Source organism: Candidatus Woesearchaeota archaeon (assembly GCA_018675335.1).
GTDB lineage: Archaea > Nanobdellota > Nanobdellia > Woesearchaeales > UBA11576 > JABJCP01.
The window spans coordinates 513,054-525,912 of sequence record JABGYH010000007.1 but is presented as its reverse complement, the minus strand read 5'-3'; the positions used below and the strand labels follow the sequence as shown (position 1 = coordinate 525,912).

The following is a 12,859-nucleotide window of genomic DNA, read 5'->3' as shown; positions in this document are numbered from 1 at the left end:
CATAAGTTAGTAATAACAACTTTGTTTATATAGCTCACACGCAACTGTCCAGTGTCCAGTGAGCAAAAAAGAGAAAAAAATTAATAATCATGTCCAGAACACAGAATTCGATAATTATAACCCACAAGTTTTACAATAGATTTATTTAAATCTCCCGGTGATGATGTGGGTAGGTCTGTTCTTCCAAACATTTTATTCCCAAACATAGTATCTCCACTAAAAAGAATACTTTCTTCAGGATACCAAATACATATTGATCCTCGAGTATGCCCAGGAGTTTTAATCAGTTCTAATCGATTAAATTTTTCAGGTAAAACTTCTAATTTTAAATCTAATTTTTTTAAAAATTCTTCAGTTAAATGTCCAGTTACAGTTTTTCTTGCTTTAAAATCTGCAATTTCTTCAGAAGACGCATAAAATTTTGCATTAGGAAATAAATCAAAATTACCTATATGATCATAATGTAGATGAGTAAAAATTACTACTTCCACAAATTTAAAATCAGTGACTTTTCCTAAGAACTGATCAATTAATGCACTATCACATCGATTCCCACAATCAACTATGATTTTTTGTTCAAAATCTAAAAAATAGACATTAACCATGTCATCTCCTGTAAATTTCCATACATCTTTTGCTACTTTTGAAATCATTATTGTCTCCAAATTAATCTATACTATCAGAATCTAATAATATGAAAAAAATATCAAACCAACTATATTTAAATATTTATCTCAATTTATTAAAAATTAATGATTGGAAAAATTTTAGGAATTGGTGATTTAATAACTGCAATAGTTATTTTACTCTTTCACTTAGAAGTTTTTTCTTATTGGAGAATTGGAATTATATTTGTAGTTTATTTAATATTCAAAGGAGTTTTGTTCTTTCCAGAAATTAATTCCATTCTAGATATTCTTTGCGGAGCATATATGCTTTTACTAATATTTGGATTCACAACATTTTTAACTTGGGCAATCATAATTTATCTAGGTCAAAAAGCATTCTTCTCTTTAATGAGTTAACCTAAATTCTTCTTTTAATTGCAGAATTAGATAATAAAGGAATCATCAAACCTAAATTTAAATAATCTAAAGTTACTTTTTGATGTTTTTTATCCCAAGAAGAAATACATTCTTTTGCCAAAATAGGGTTAAAATCTAATTGATACGCATCAATTGTTGTTTGGCGAACACACGCATGAGAAAAAATTCCAGTTATAATTAAAGTATCAATTCCTAATTTGTTTAACTTAGACAATAAATTAGTTTTAAAAAAAGCACTAAATCTTTTTTTTGTTATAATATGATCAGTTTTTTCAGTAACTAACCCATTAACAAATGCACAACCGTCAGTTCCTTTGATTGTTGTGTATTCTTTACGTTTTTTCATGAAATAATACGCATCAGAAAGATCGGGTAAAAATTCTTGTCGGATAAAAAAAATAGGAATTTGTTTAGATCTAGCAGTTTTGGTTAATGAATTAATATTTTTAACCAAAGATTCTTTTTCATTTAACATAGGTTTGTCTAAAAAAAAATCAGATAACATGTCTATAACTAAAATTGCAGATTTCATTTTTTACCTAAATCGTAAACTTTTTATCAATAACTACAAAGAATATTAACAAAATTATTGCACCAAAAAATAATCCACCCAATAATGAAAGTAAAGTATATTCGGATATTCTTAAAAAAAGTGCACATGCGAGTATTGCGCCAACACTAAATACATACAAATGTTTCGACCCAAAAAAGAATCTAGATCCATCCAGTGGAGGAATCGGAAGCATACTAAATACTGCAAGCCAAATATTAATGAGTACGAGTTCTTGAAATATTCCAAAACCAGTACTTACAAATAAAATTTTTGCAATCATTGCAAGAATTATGTTAGTTATAGGTCCTGCAGCACATAACCATCCTCGAGTGCTATTTTCAGGCGCATACCAAAATCTCCCGAGTCTATGTTTTGAAAGATGATGGAGCATAATTCCTCCAGGTGCTAAAAAAAATAAATATCCATTAGAAACAAATGCAAGCAATAATCCAATTACAAGTCCTAAAGTCCAAGGTTTATATTCAACTTTATACCCAACTAAAACTCCTGCAGTTTTATGGCCTAATTCTCGAATACCAAATGAGATGGTTACTAAAACTATTGCGACGAGTAAATTCACAAGTCCAAATTCAAAATCAAATTTATCAATTCCCCAATTTCGAAATGAAACAATAAATGATAGAACTAAAATAGTGATTATGAGTCCTTTTATTTCTTTCGCAGAAAATTGGCCATATAGTCTAAACTTATCTTTGAAATTGATCCAACTACTCATATTAGTTATTACAGAAATCAGTTTTTAAATAGTTTTCTAAAAAAAAAGTAAAATATTAGTTATTTCCTATTTTGAAGAAATATTTATTTTATGAGTAGTCTCAGTTTTTTTAGAGTTTTTAGTTTTTACAACCTCAACAGAATTCCAAATGCGCTTCATCTCTTTCATCATTCCTTCTTCATGTCCTGCACCAACAACTCCCACTACTATTCCGTCATGTTGCTTCATTATTTTTACTAGTCTTTTTGCCATAATTTTATTTCGATCATCAATTAAAACTCCATAAATATTTGGATATCTTTTTTTCACTTGATTAATCATTTTGCTAATAACATGTTTGTCAGGAACGGTTGTTAAATCCCAATTTTTTATTCCCCATTTCGCAAGTTCTTTTTCACGATAAATCATTGCGCGAAAAACATCAACAACCATTCGCCCTCGTTCTCTCCAAGTAAGACGTTTTGATAAATTTTTAAGAGTGATTTGTATATGTTGATCTATTAAATAAATTTTTGATTTTTCTTTATCCGCAGTTATGACTGCAATTCTCATATCACTTCCAGGCTTTACACGAACTATTTGACCAATTTTTTGTTGTACCCAACCACCAATTTTCGCAAATAAATATCCTTTTAAACCAATCTGTAATATATCTCTAATACTTAACTTACTTTTTTGTTCAGTCATGAGCGCTTGTAATCTATTAACATCTAATTCTACTGCTACTGCTTCAGGTTTTACTTTCTCAATTGTGTGCTTTATTTCAGCAACACTTTGTGCAGATACGTGACTTGTCCCTATTAGGGTGAGATTTTTATATTTCATTTTTATCCAATTTTTTTAACAATATAATTTTCCAATAATTATTGGAGTAGTTAATAAACCACAAACTTATATATAAATAGATAATGATAAAATTTATAAATATATTTGATTTATTTATTAATTAATAAATATCAATTATTAATAGGTTTTGATAATAATATGGCACAAAACAGAGTCTACATACAGATCTCTGCTTACGTTTATTAAAAACTGCCAAAGGAGGGGTTACTAATGTTAAAAATGCATAAAATCACTGAAGCGTATGAAATGAAAGTTTTTACTGATGCTGGAGATTATTTTGGTGATATTGAAGAAGCAATTCTTACTAAAACTAAAGTTGCTGGTTGGAGAGTTAAAGCTACAAAAAGCAGTTTTTTAGCTAGAGTTTTAGGTTCTGCTAAAGGAGTTATTGTTCCACACCAATTAGTTAAATCTATAGGTGACATCATGATTATCAGCAAAGCTGCAGTTCCTAACTATGGTCCTGATGATGAAGACATCGCAGAATAGGGTTGTCTAAATTTTCAAAATATTTTTTAATTCAAATTTATTAAATTTTTAAAAAAGAGGTGGAGTGATTCTTTATGTTATCAGAATTTTTTTCAAGTAAAATAGTTCTTGCAACCGCAATTACTTTTCTTATATGCCATTTAGTTAAGTTCATTTATGATAGCTATAAATCTAAAAAATTATCTTGGCATTCCTGGTATAAAACTGGAGGTATGCCTTCATCTCATTCCGCTTCAGTTACTGCGCTAACAATGAGCGTAGCATTATTTGATTCAATTAACGCACCACTTTTTTTTGTTTCATTAGTATTTTCAATCGTAGTTATTAGAGATGCTCTGGGCGTTAGACATACTGTTGATGATTTGATTAAAAGAGTTAATAAATTAGTAAAAACAGATAAAATTAATGTGATTGCAGGACATACTAAATCTCAAGTTCTCGTCGGAATAATATTAGGATTATTAATTCCAATTTTATTCAAACTACTTATTTAAACAAAAAAATAGAAATAATTTTTGATTTATTTTATTCAGTTATTATTTTTGTAAGTTCGTCTTCAGTTGTTTCTTCTACTGTTAAAAATAAGGAATTAAGCCCTTCGTGAACATCATCCCCACTTATTAGCGCATGAGTTTTTGGAAATAACATCCATTTTTTTTCAAGACGAGAAAATGGATTTACAAAATACACAACTAAATTTTTTATTTTAGAAATTTCATCCCAATGTTTCAATAATTCTTTAAAGTTTGGAGTAGTATTGTAAAAAACAAGCCCTTTATGTTCTGTTGAATCTGATTCTAGTTTTAACAAAAGTTCTTTTAATGATTTGATGAACGGTTCAATATAATATACTATTTTTTTAGTTTTTTCTTCTACTAAAACGAAGCCTTCTTTTTCTTCTATGGTTTGTATTTTATGAAACACGATATCTCTATTTTTAAGATATCTTTTCAACCATTGCGATAAATAATCTGTAGGATTCATACCAGTTTCACACCTCTTTTTTTGGATTATTTTTTTATCAAATTTAAATATTTCTTTTTTAAACCAAATAAAATCAATTTAAATCAAAAATTTAAACAAAACTTCAAAAAAATATGCTAATCAAACTAAACTATAATAATAACCAAACACCAATAATTTTTATAAATACCACTTCCATTTCCAATCATATGATTACACCCATTTTACCTAATGATCCAGTTCCAGCAATACTAGCTCAATATTTACTTAGCGATAGAGGTCTAATTGCAGCAATTAAATCTAGAAAAATCAAAATAACTCCAACTCCAACTACTGATCAAATCCAACCTGCTTCATTAGATGTGCGAATTGGAAAAGTTAAAGTTTTTGATGGTGAAGCAATGGCTAAAACCCATTTAAGCTTAGGTGTTAGAGAATACTTAGATCAAACAACGAGACAATCAATGGGAGATTCATGGGAAGATTGTAAAATGTTACCTTTACACATAATTGATGCAGAACCTACAGATGAGTTTGCAGTTATACTCCCAAATCAAAAAGATATCCCAATAACTCTTCCGCCAGGTTGTTATGCGGAATTATACTTTCACGAATCAATTGATTTCGATCCAAGAGAGTTTAGTGTCCAATTAGATCTTAGAAGTAGTAGAGGAAGATTAGGTTTAACTCTTGATAGCATGATGTTACAACAATCAGATGAAGGCCCATTTGTTTCTTTACGAAACAATAATCCCAATTCAATAATTCTTTATGGTCAGTCTAAATTTGGTCAATTATTTTTTTATCCTAAAACCGAAGAATTAGCAGATGGATATGTAGTTACTGATCCAAAAGAAGCAGAAGAAATAGCAAGAACTGTTTGTACAACAGATTTTGAAATGTATGGCCCATATATTTTATTAACTGTTGGAGATCATATTCTTAGATTTAACGAAAATATTGGTCCAATAGATACTGAAAATAAACCCGCTTCAGATGTTTTATACAAAAAAATAGCCACAACTCCTGAATTAATTAATACAACTAATTTATTTTCAGTGTGTCAAATTCATCCTAAATTTGATCTTTCAGGGGATGTTGGAATTCAAATTCTTCACCAAATTCCGTTTGTTCATAGATATGATCCTAAAATCGGACCTCAGACTAGACCTGATCCTTCAATGATTTTTGTTGATCATCATACTGCTTGTGCGGGTTGGGTTGATCCCGGTTATCAAGGATTTGTGACTGCTCATCCAGTAAGACGAAAGTTCCCATTAATGGTTAAGAAAGGAACTCCAATAGGGTTAGGACTCATTCATAAATATGACCAACCCGTTTTAAGATCATATGGATCTGACGAATTAAAAAGTCATTATCAAGGTTCCACAGGCGTTGGTTCTAGAAGTTAAATTCGATAAAACCACAATAATTCTAACAAAATAAAGTTTACATTTAACAATAAATGCGTACACTCAATTAATTAAACTTGTGCTAGCTTATTCTTTTTATTAATAAATTATCACAAGGAAAAATTATGAAGAAAAAAAACCAATATGAAATAAATAGAACTAAAGAAAGGCATATGACAATCACAGATGTCGCAGTAGGATATGTTGCTGCGGGAGGTATTTGTGCATCAGCATATGGATTATTTAATACTGAATACACTCCTACAACAATAGGACTTACACTTTTAGCATTTGCAGGAGGATATTTTTATGGGTCCATAAAAGCACAACATCAATTTGAACCTGTGCAAAAATCAAACCTAGAACAAAAAGTAGACGAATAAAAACAATGTCAAAATTAAAAAACAAAACAAAATATGCAAGTAACAACTCACCAAGACCAAATTAAATATGCTTAACGATTTTAGACATTTCTAATTTTTTCGGAAACTTTTGTCAATTCTTCTTTTGTCCATAACTTTCGATCTCTTTTTTCAATTTTTTTTACAACGTGCATTGTGAAATACATATCGCCAAATTTGTAATCAGAAGGAAGAATATGAAAATGAACCTGTTCTTTATGGGATATGAACTCGCCCATATTTTTCAAAACAATCACATTTTTACCAGTTGCCTTAGCTACCAACTCACTTGCTTTTTCAATGAGTTCAAAAAAAGCTTTACTTTCATGCATATTAAGTTCAAAAAGATGTTTAACTCGTCGTTTAAGCATCACGACGCAATGTCCAAAATGAATTGCCTTAAAATCGTGAAAACAAATTGCATATTCATTTTCACAAATAAGTCTAAATGATTGATCTTTCACAAGTAATAAATCATCTGAGATATTCATGTTTCAACCTTAAACCAAATATTAAAAATTTTAAAATAGATACAAAAAGAAAAAACAATATAAAAAAATAAATTATTTAAAATTAAATGTTTATTCGTTCTCAACTCTTGGAGCTAAAATAAAACTTATGAAAATTTTATCAATACTTACATAATCGAGTTTTAACGGATAATCTTTATTAAACCGAATTGTTACTGTATCTGCAAGTTTTGATGCATTAATCATTTTTTTCAAATATTCAATAGAATATTTTGCTTTTATTTTATCATCAGATGTTACATTAATACGAGTAGCTTCATCTCCTGGAATTTCAATTTGTGCTTTACTTAAATCTCCTTCTGCTTTTACAATAAATGTATTATTTTCGGCCATGAAACTTACGCTTTCTGCAACAACATCTACATCTTCAATTGCATCATTTAGTATATTTGTTTGAGTTACAATTTCGACAGGAAAATTTAGGTCAGGAATTCTTTGTTCTTTTTCTTCTAAGTCAATAATTGGTAAGAAGAATTTTCTAGTACTTTTTCCTCTTAGAGTAATTTTTAATTTACTTTCTTCAATTTCTAAATCTAATGTATCACTAGATTTTGCTCTTCTTAAAATTTGTTTAAGATTGTTCAAATTAATAGCAATATCTGTTTCTTTTTCTACCTTGTATTCAACAAATGCACTGCTCAATAACTTAAATATGACCATTGCGACATTTGCAGGATCCATAGCAATAAGTTCTATTGAATTTGGTGTGAATTTGAATGATGCTTCATTTACAAGCTCAGAAATAATTGATACGCTATCTTTTAGATAGTTTGGTTCAGCTAAACTTAATTTCATGTGGTAAACCCCCGTTTTATGTTTGAAACTTGATTAAAATAATCTAAATCATCTATTAATCCTATATTTTAGGTTTTTTCTATTTTAAAGAATTTTACCATTTATTTAAATCTTTTGAAGTTATAAAATACGGGTTTAAAAATACATAAATTGATTTAAAAAAGGTTTATAAATGATTTTGATAGAATTCCAACAATCAAACAAGATATTATCAATCAAAGAAATAATAAAAGAAGTAAAAAAAAATAAAATATTACGACAACCTTAACCAAACATTTTCATATAGTCGTCACCCTCAAGTTCTTCTTCACGTTGAACTTTAATAAGTGCTTCATCAAAATCTTTTGCTAATATCTTTGTTCTATTAGCACGAATTGCAAAATATCCTGCTTCAGTACAAACTGCTTTTATTTCCGCACCACTATATCCTACTAATTTTTTATTAAGTTCTTTTAATTTAATTTTAGAGTCAAGAGTCATATTTTTTGTATGAATTTTAAATATTTGTTCAACACCTTCAGCGTTAGGAAGTGGTACTTCAATTAATCTATCAAACCTACCTGGCCTAGTTATTGCAAGATCTAAAATATCTTTTCGATTGGTACAACCAATAATTTTTACATCACCTAATGGTTTGAATCCATCAATTTCTGCAAGAAGTTGCATAAATGTTCTTTGAACTTCTCTCTCCCCACTAGTTCCAATATCAATTCTTCTAGAAGCAAGTGCGTCAATTTCATCAATAAAAATAATTGAAGGAGCTTTATCTCTAGCCAATTGAAATATTTCTTTAATTAATTTTGCACCTTCTCCAATAAATTTTTGTACAAGTTCACTTCCTACAACTTCAATAAAGTTTGAATCAGTACTGGATGCTACGGCTTTTGCAAGTAATGTTTTTCCAGTTCCAGGAGGACCATATAATAATATTCCTTTAGGAGGTTGAATTCCTACTTTTTTAAATAATTCAGGTTTTTTCAAAGGTAATTCAACTACTTCTTGTAATTCATTTCTTTGTTGTTCTAACCCGCCAATTTTTGACCAACTTATGTTTGGTTTTTCAACAATCACAAATTTTTCTACATTGAATGATTTAGTAACTGGAATTTTTTTTACAATGGTAAGATTTTTTTGTTCAACTAACACTGCATCACCAGACGTTAAATCTTTTAAATTTGAATTTACAGATACATAGAACTCATTTCCATTATTTAATTTTAAAACTGCATTATCACCCATCAAATCACGAACTTCAGCAACTAATAGTGGAGGGTGTTGATACCTATCTAATTCTTTTTTTAGATGGTTAACTGTTTCTTTTAGCAATTTATTTTCTCGCTCTAATAATGAACTTTCAGTATAACCTCCCATCAAAGCTTGTATTACTGCTTCATCTTTTATTTGACGGGATTTTATTGTTTGTTTTTTTGTTGCCATCGTCTTAATTTCTGCTCAGTAATATTTAAACCTTGTGTTTTTAAATTATGTGGAGGCACCATCCACAAATATAACTTCATCCATTTAAACCCATAATCCAAATAAATCATTCAAGAAAATATTCATTAACAAATAAAATCAAATAAATAATCCTGAATAAATAAGATTAAATAAATAAAAGCACATAAATACTCCTGAATAAACAAAATCAAAAAAAGGAAATTAAGTAAATAACATTTATATATTTTAACAAACTCCAAATTAATATGACCGATCCAAGAATTAAACAATTTGCAGATATTCTTGTTAATTATTCTACAAGAATTAAAAAAAATGATAATGTTTTGATTATTTTTGATTCGAATGCAAGCCCACTTGCACTAGAATGTTACAAACTTGCATTAAAAAACAAAGCAATAGTTAGACTAAAACCCAATTTGCCTAATTTTCAACATACATTTCTTAAATATGCGGGAGAGACTGCACTAACAAAGACTTCAAAAGTTGATTTATTAGAAGCGAAAGAAACAAATAAAATTATTCGCATTGGTGGAGAATATAATACTCGTGAGTTTTCAAATATTTCAAATGATACGTTATCAAAATTTAGAAAATCATTTTTCCCAATAAAAAAGATTTGGTTAAAAAATGATTGGGTCCTTACTAAATTTCCAACTAATGCACTCGCTCAAGATGCAGAAATGTCGTTAGAAGAATATGAAGATTTTGTTTTTTCAGCAGTTAATGTTGATTGGAATAAAATGAAAGTTCTTCAAAAAAAGATTAAACAACGCCTGGATAGTGCAAAACAAGTCAGAATTATTGGAAAAAATACTGATATTTCTTTTTCAATAAAAGATCGTCCAGCAGTTATGTGTTATGGCCAATGTAATATGCCTGATGGAGAAGTTTATGTATGCCCTTTAGAAAAAACTACTCAAGGTTTTATTGAATATTCATTTCCTGCAATTTATGAAGGAAAAGAAGTAGAAGGAATTAAATTAGAATTCAAAGACGGAAAAGTAATCAAAGCTACAGCGACCAAAAATCAAACATTGCTTACAAAAATGATTAATATCGATAGCGGTGCGAAATATCTTGGAGAATTTGGAATTGGACTAAATTTTGGAATTACTCAATTTACTAAACAAATATTATTTGATGAAAAAATTGGCGGAACAATTCATCTTGCTTTGGGTATGTCTTTTGAAGATGCAAATGGAACAAATAAATCAATGCTTCATTGGGATATGATTAAAGATATGCGCGAACAAGGAGAAATTTATCTCGACGGTAAACTATTTCAGAAGAATGGAAAATTTTAATTTTAAAAAAAAAATCATAATTAAAAAAATATTTTTAAATTTATTTTTATTTGATTATCAATAAGTTTTTCCCAGTTTTCGTTAAAATTTCACAACCGTTTTCTGTAACTAGTATTGTATCTTCTATTCTTATTGAATATTTTCCAGGAGCATAAATTCCAGGTTCAATGGTAATTATGTCTCCTTTTTCCAACATGTCACCTAAAGCATTTTTAGGATCAATTCCTTTTTTTGGTTTTACATGAGGTGCTTCATGAATTTGTATTCCCACACCATGCCCTAAACCATGAATAAATTTATTTGAATATTTGCCTAAAAAAGATGCTGCATTTTCATGAAGTTCTAAAAAATGAATTCCTTTAGAAACTGATTCAATTGATTTTTGTTGCGTATTCAAAATTAAATAATAAAGTTCAACTTCCTTAACTAATGGAGTTCCCAAATAAATTGTTCTAGTCATATCAGAACAATAGCCATCAACTCTAATTCCAAAATCAATTACTAAAAATCCTTTGCAAAGTTTAACATTTCGCGCTTTAAAATGCGGCATCCCTTGTTTTCCAGCCATAACTATTGGTTTAAAAGATAATTCTACTCCTCGAGAAATCGCACAACTCACCAAAAATGCTTCAACATCAGTTTCAGTTTTAAATTTTTTAAAATTCCAAAACATAGATTGCATAATTTCATCTGTTATTTTACATGCTTTTTTAATTTTAATAATTTCTTGTGAAGTTTTAGTTTTTCTTAAACAAACTAGTGCAGTTGAAACATCTCGAAACTCACAAGTAACTGCTTGTTTTAATTTATTTAAAGCAACACAAGTTAAAGCACTCAAATCAACTCCTAGTTTGTCTCGCTTCCCAATTTTAAAATCTTTTTTTATTTGTTTAATTAAACTATTGGAACATTTAACAACCGAAACCCAAGGATATGATTTCTTTGCACGCAAATATTCCATCGAATTTACGTATAATTTCAATTTACCTTTTTGACCTACAACTAATAATCCATAGCCCCTAAAACCACTTAAATAAAAAAAATTAGGATCAAATTTGTCATCATCCATATTAATAAACAGAGAATACTTAATACCTTCAGCACATAAATACTTCTGAAATTGATTTATTTTTTCTTTTAATGATTTCATTTTAATTATTCACCATATAATATTTACCTAGTAACAATATAACTTTCAACTTTCTCAAGAAGCTGTTTTGCCTTCTCATCAGTTTCAAAATGTTTTCTTACTGGATCAATTAATGAATCAATATATTTTGCTGCTGCAGTTTTCAAATCCATTGGATGTAATTCTTTTTTTACAAATGCAGCTTCTAAATCAGCATATGAATTAAATTGCATATTTCCCCCCCATTTTTCTGGACGTTCAATAACAAATTCCTCAATTTTTTCAAAAATAATATATTTACAATATTCTAATACTGGATTATCCTTAACTTCTCCTTCTGGACAATATGCTTTTTTAAATTTTCTTTTTATTTCATCAAAAGTATCAGTCATAAAAATTGCAGAATCCGGATTTGATTTCGACATCTTTTTTGCAATACTTGCATCAGCGCCACTCACGTCCGAACCAAGATCTGCAGGAGGAGTAAGTCCCATTAACATATGATGAGATATAACCACAGGTTTTTTATGTCCTAATTTTGGTGCTACTTCGCGAGCAAGTACATTTACTTTTCTTTGATCCATCCCTAATTGAGTTATGTCTGCATCTAGATGGAAAATGTCAGAACATTGCATGCAAGGATAAAATATTTGCGCAGCACTTAATGAATCTTTTTCATTTCGACCCATAATTTGTGAACATCTAGTAATTCTTGTAACAGTATTTAATGTTCCAATTTTTATTACTCTTAGCCAATAATCTTGACCCATATTTTCAGATGCCCATAAAAATTCTACATGGGTTAAATCCATTCCGCAAGCTTTCCAAACTTCAATGAAATATTCACCAACAGTTCTAATTTTTTCTAAGTCGCCACCCATTTTATTATTCATAAGTGCAAACCAATCAGCAACCCAGAATTTAAAATGAATTCCTGCTTTAGTTAATTTATTAACATTTATTGAACGAAGAAGTCCTTGAGCAATATGTATTCGCCCGCTAGGTTCAAAACCATCATATGCTATTGGATGTTCTTTATTTTGGAGTAATTCTCTTAATTCATCTTCATTAATGATTTCTTCTCCAACTTCTTTGATAAGTTTGATTTTTTCTTCAATTTCCATGATTATTCACCCATTATAATTAAAATATTATTATCATATTATTAAATCATAAATTAAAACATAATTTAAAAAA

16 protein-coding genes are annotated in these 12,859 nt (G+C 28.8%); 6 read left to right on the top strand and 10 right to left on the bottom strand.

The window, feature by feature from the left end:
- Positions 1–80 precede the first annotated feature (80 nt).
- A complete protein-coding gene (locus tag HN587_06720) occupies positions 81–653 on the bottom strand; it encodes an MBL fold metallo-hydrolase (protein MBT7903528.1) in 573 nt (190 codons plus the stop codon).
- Between the two features lie 99 nt (positions 654–752).
- Between HN587_06720 and HN587_06715 the strand changes: the two genes are divergently transcribed.
- Positions 753–1,025 carry a hypothetical protein gene (locus HN587_06715; protein MBT7903527.1) on the top strand — a complete coding sequence of 91 codons (273 nt, stop codon included), beginning with the start codon at positions 753–755 and terminating at the stop codon, positions 1,023–1,025.
- Between the two features lies 1 nt (position 1,026).
- Here HN587_06715 and HN587_06710 read toward each other — a convergent pair whose 3' ends face one another.
- The 3 genes from HN587_06710 to HN587_06700 all read right to left on the bottom strand — a co-directional run bounded on the left by HN587_06710 (position 1,027) and on the right by HN587_06700 (position 3,160).
- Positions 1,027–1,578: a cysteine hydrolase gene (locus tag HN587_06710; protein MBT7903526.1), complete on the bottom strand. Its 552-nt coding sequence runs from the start codon at positions 1,576–1,578 to the stop codon at positions 1,027–1,029.
- 7 nt (positions 1,579–1,585) lie between these two features.
- A complete protein-coding gene (locus tag HN587_06705; protein ID MBT7903525.1) occupies positions 1,586–2,335 on the bottom strand; it encodes a hypothetical protein in 750 nt (249 codons plus the stop codon).
- Between the two features lie 66 nt (positions 2,336–2,401).
- The gene (locus HN587_06700) at positions 2,402–3,160 is read right to left on the bottom strand and encodes a hypothetical protein (GenBank protein MBT7903524.1); all 759 of its coding nucleotides are present in this window, start codon (positions 3,158–3,160) and stop codon (positions 2,402–2,404) included.
- 231 nt (positions 3,161–3,391) lie between these two features.
- Here HN587_06700 and HN587_06695 point away from each other — a divergent pair, with 231 nt between their 5' ends.
- Complete coding sequence (locus HN587_06695) at positions 3,392–3,670, top strand: hypothetical protein (protein MBT7903523.1); 279 nt, start codon at positions 3,392–3,394, stop codon at positions 3,668–3,670.
- Positions 3,671–3,744: 74 nt separating this feature from the next.
- Positions 3,745–4,164 carry a divergent PAP2 family protein gene (locus HN587_06690; GenBank protein MBT7903522.1) on the top strand — a complete coding sequence of 140 codons (420 nt, stop codon included), beginning with the start codon at positions 3,745–3,747 and terminating at the stop codon, positions 4,162–4,164.
- Between the two features lie 31 nt (positions 4,165–4,195).
- Here the strand turns inward: HN587_06690 and HN587_06685 are convergent, their stop codons facing one another.
- Positions 4,196–4,654 (bottom strand): hypothetical protein, encoded by a 459-nt coding sequence (locus HN587_06685; GenBank protein ID MBT7903521.1) that lies wholly within the window; start codon positions 4,652–4,654, stop codon positions 4,196–4,198.
- Positions 4,655–4,842: 188 nt separating this feature from the next.
- Here HN587_06685 and HN587_06680 point away from each other — a divergent pair, with 188 nt between their 5' ends.
- Together HN587_06680 and HN587_06675 are read left to right on the top strand one after the other, a co-directional pair.
- Positions 4,843–6,045 (top strand): hypothetical protein, encoded by a 1,203-nt coding sequence (locus HN587_06680; protein ID MBT7903520.1) that lies wholly within the window; start codon positions 4,843–4,845, stop codon positions 6,043–6,045.
- A 125-nt stretch (positions 6,046–6,170) separates the two neighbouring features.
- Positions 6,171–6,428: a hypothetical protein gene (locus tag HN587_06675; protein ID MBT7903519.1), complete on the top strand. Its 258-nt coding sequence runs from the start codon at positions 6,171–6,173 to the stop codon at positions 6,426–6,428.
- Between the two features lie 80 nt (positions 6,429–6,508).
- Here HN587_06675 and HN587_06670 read toward each other — a convergent pair whose 3' ends face one another.
- From HN587_06670 to HN587_06660, 3 genes are all read right to left on the bottom strand, one after another.
- Complete coding sequence (locus HN587_06670; GenBank protein MBT7903518.1) at positions 6,509–6,937, bottom strand: HIT domain-containing protein; 429 nt, start codon at positions 6,935–6,937, stop codon at positions 6,509–6,511.
- 90 nt (positions 6,938–7,027) lie between these two features.
- Positions 7,028–7,771 carry a proliferating cell nuclear antigen (pcna) gene (pcn, locus tag HN587_06665; protein ID MBT7903517.1) on the bottom strand — a complete coding sequence of 248 codons (744 nt, stop codon included), beginning with the start codon at positions 7,769–7,771 and terminating at the stop codon, positions 7,028–7,030.
- 264 nt (positions 7,772–8,035) lie between these two features.
- Positions 8,036–9,142: an AAA family ATPase gene (locus tag HN587_06660; protein ID MBT7903516.1), complete on the bottom strand. Its 1,107-nt coding sequence runs from the start codon at positions 9,140–9,142 to the stop codon at positions 8,036–8,038.
- Positions 9,143–9,474: 332 nt separating this feature from the next.
- Here HN587_06660 and HN587_06655 point away from each other — a divergent pair, with 332 nt between their 5' ends.
- Positions 9,475–10,533 carry an aminopeptidase gene (locus HN587_06655; protein MBT7903515.1) on the top strand — a complete coding sequence of 353 codons (1,059 nt, stop codon included), beginning with the start codon at positions 9,475–9,477 and terminating at the stop codon, positions 10,531–10,533.
- 46 nt (positions 10,534–10,579) lie between these two features.
- On the opposite strand, the gene HN587_06650 is transcribed toward HN587_06655, so the two are convergent.
- Positions 10,580–11,683, bottom strand: coding sequence for an aminopeptidase P family protein (locus HN587_06650; protein MBT7903514.1), 1,104 nt, complete (start codon positions 11,681–11,683; stop codon positions 10,580–10,582).
- Between the two features lie 23 nt (positions 11,684–11,706).
- Positions 11,707–12,786, bottom strand: a complete 1,080-nt coding sequence (locus HN587_06645; protein MBT7903513.1) for a tyrosine--tRNA ligase — start codon at positions 12,784–12,786, stop codon at positions 11,707–11,709.
- Between the last annotated feature and the right edge of the window lie 73 nt (positions 12,787–12,859).